Source organism: uncultured Eudoraea sp. (assembly GCF_947260015.1).
Lineage (GTDB): Bacteria > Bacteroidota > Bacteroidia > Flavobacteriales > Flavobacteriaceae > Eudoraea.
This window is the reverse complement of the sequence record NZ_CAMYOM010000088.1, coordinates 1-2453: the sequence shown is the minus strand read 5'-3', so window position 1 is coordinate 2453 and position 2453 is coordinate 1. Positions and strand designations below refer to the sequence as shown.

At 38.9% G+C, this 2453-nt stretch carries 3 protein-coding genes; all 3 read left to right on the top strand.

The genetic code is table 11. The features are described from left to right. Positions 1 to 465 (top strand): helix-turn-helix domain-containing protein (locus Q0X66_RS15775; protein ID WP_297708071.1); only part of this gene is annotated, 465 nt, incomplete at its 5' end. Between the two features lie 236 nt (positions 466 to 701). Next, positions 702 to 998 (top strand): hypothetical protein, encoded by a 297-nt coding sequence (locus Q0X66_RS15770; RefSeq protein ID WP_297708069.1) that lies wholly within the window; start codon positions 702 to 704, stop codon positions 996 to 998. 80 nt (positions 999 to 1078) lie between these two features. Beyond that, positions 1079 to 2453, top strand: a 1375-nt coding sequence (locus Q0X66_RS15765; protein WP_297708067.1) for an arylsulfatase, incomplete at its 3' end; no start/stop codon positions are given.

Sequence of the window (2453 nt, the reverse complement as noted above, 5' to 3'; positions counted from 1 at the left end):
ATTACCATCCCGCCTTTAAGACAAAGAAAGGTTGATATTCCCCTACTGGTCAGGGCCTTTGTAAATTCGTTTAATGCACAGTACCATAAAGATGTAAACGAGGTTTCCGAATCCCTTATGGATGATTTCTTAAATTATACCTGGCCGGGTAATGTAAGGCAGCTTCGCAATGTAATTGAACGCGCGGTAATTACCTCTGGTGAATCCAGACTCAGGCTGGCAGATCCGCTTCCTTTGAATTCAGAAACTTCATTTGCTGGAAAGAATAACGTCCATTCAAAAAAACCAGGCGTTCCATTAACTTTAGAAGAGAGTGAACGCCTGCATATTACAAATATACTGGAGCAATGCAACTGGAAAATATCCGGTAAATCCAGTGCTTCAGAAATTCTGGATTTACCTTCCAGTACGTTGCGGTCTAAGATGAAAAAATTGGGTATTAAAGCTCAAAAGAAACGCAATTAAATCCCTCACCATTAATATATAATTCGCTTCATATAGCGGCGATATATCACGGATAGCGATATATCACGAAACAATGAACTACCCATTTTTATTCAAAAACTATTTTTGTTGATTTAAAGAGGTAGTATTCAATCCCTTACATCGAGAGTTTATATGGCCTTCTTTATTGGCATGGTAGTTGGCCGCGAATGACTTAGCAGAACTGAATTGAAAACCGACAACTTAGTTTAAACCTTATGTATTTATTGCTTTTGAGATTTGAGATACCGAAAAATAAACTTTATGAATTTAATCTGGCCTTGGGGCGTTTGGTAAAATGGCCTGTATATACGCTTCACACCACGGAAAGTAATGGGGATAGCAAAATTTTTGAATTTATTAGAAACTGGGACAGTAAAGAGGATATGCAAACAGATCTGGACAGTCAGGTTTTCACCAATTTGATGGGGGTGGTTAAAGTCCTCGGGCATATTATAGAGTCCAATATTTACAATGTAGCCGAAGAAGAAAATTTATTAGAAACATTGGATTGATTTTGGATTTTGAATAAATAAAATGATTAACACTTAATATATTTTTATAACGGGAACACTTAAATTTTAACATTAAAACTATGAAGAAAACTATTTTAACAGGAGGTATACTACTTCTATTTAGCGCAATAGTCTTTGCGCAACAGACCAAAAAACCCAATATCCTTGTGATCTGGGGTGATGACATCGGACGAGCCAATATCAGTGCCTATACGATGGGTATGATGGGTTATCAAACCCCCAACATCGACAGGATCGCAGATGAAGGAATTATTTTTACAGATTATTATGGTGAGCAGTCATGCACGGCTGGCCGTTCATCCTTCATTACCGGACAAAGTGTGTTTCGGACAGGTCTATCTAAAGTGGGCCTTCCTGGTGCTGACCTTGGTATGCGGGTAGAGGATCCTACAATAGCAGGATTGTTGAAGGATCAGGGTTATGCTACGGGTCAATTTGGGAAAAACCACTTAGGCGACCGTGATGAAATGTTGCCTACCAACAATGGTTTCGATGAGTTTTTAGGAAATCTATATCATTTAAATGCAGAAGAAGAGCCTGAGTTAGAAGACTATCCCAGTGATTTTATTACAGCTGATGGGAGAACTTTTAAAGAGAGATATGGCCCAAGAGGCGTGATAAAATCATCGGCAGATGGAAAAATTGAAGATACCGGACCTTTAACCAAAAAAAGAATGGAAACCATTGATGATGAAACGGTAGCTGCGGCCATCGATTTTATCAAAAGACAAGAGGATGCAGGAAATCCCTGGTTTGTATGGTGGAGTGGAACACGTATGCATTTCAGAACGCATGTTAAAGATGAACTAAGAGGAATTTCCGGACAGGATGAGTATTCAGATGGCATGGTAGAACACGATATGCACATTGGTCAGTTTTTAGCATTGTTGGATGAATTGGGAATAGCAGACAATACCATTGTATTTTATTCTACCGATAACGGCCCACATTACAATACATGGCCAGATGCAGCATCTACTCCATTCCGCGGTGAAAAAAATACCAATTGGGAAGGCGGTTGGAGATTACCCGCTATGGTTCGCTGGCCAGGTCAAATCCCTGCAGGCTCAATAAGTAATGAAATAGTCCATCACATGGACTGGTTACCTACTTTCCTATCAATTGCAGGAAAGTCCGACATCAAGGAAGACCTTTTGGATGGATATAGTTCAAGTGCATTGAATAGAGATTATAAAATACACCTTGATGGTTATGACATTACGGAACATATTAAGGATCCAAAAAATGTAAAAAGTGGAAGAGAAGAGATCTTTTATTTTTCGGATGATGGGGATTTAACTGCATTAAGGTATAGCGACTGGAAACTCATTTTTATGGAACAAAGATCTCAGGGTACTTTCGAAGTTTGGGCAAATCCATTTACTCCTTTGCGTGTACCTCTTATGTTCAACTTAAGAAGAGATCCCTATGAAA